A 552-nucleotide genomic window follows, 5' to 3' on the forward strand; every position below is an offset into this window, starting at 1 on the left:
TAGTGCTCACACAGATTGTCTGATGAAAATAGCAGTAAAAATCTCTGCAGGCTTGTAGCTCAGGTGGTTAGAGCGCACCCCTGATAAGGGTGAGGTCGGTGGTTCAAGTCCACTCAGGCCTACCAAATACTTCCTGATACTGCGTTGCGGAACAACTCGCATACTTCAGTATGCTTCGTTATTCCACGCCTTGTCTCAGAAAGCATTACCGGTACAGAGATTAGTGTATACGATGGGGTTATAGCTCAGCTGGGAGAGCGCCTGCCTTGCACGCAGGAGGTCTGCGGTTCGATCCCGCATAGCTCCACCATCCTTTTACTGCGAACATAAGAAAACTTCAGAGTGAACCTGAAAAGGTGCACTGCGAAGTTTTGCTCTTTAAAAATCTGGATCAAGCTGAAAATTGAAACGACACATCTTAATTGGTGTGTTCGAGTCTCTCAAATTTTCGCAAGTCGATGGTGAATCGAAAGAAACATCTTCGGGTTGTGAGGTTAAGCGACTAAGCGTACACGGTGGATGCCCTGGCAGTCAGAGGCGATGAAGGACGTG

The 552-nt window shown here is 47.6% G+C and carries 2 tRNA genes; both read left to right on the top strand.

Annotated features, from left to right (window positions below):
- The first annotated feature begins 48 nt into the window (after positions 1-48).
- Positions 49-125 (top strand) — tRNA-Ile (locus K5E19_RS23680).
- Between the two features lie 109 nt (positions 126-234).
- Positions 235-310 (top strand) — tRNA-Ala (locus K5E19_RS23685).
- Positions 311-552 lie beyond the last annotated feature (242 nt).

It is taken from the genome of Enterobacter sp. RIT637 (assembly GCF_019718755.1).
GTDB lineage: Bacteria > Pseudomonadota > Gammaproteobacteria > Enterobacterales > Enterobacteriaceae > Enterobacter.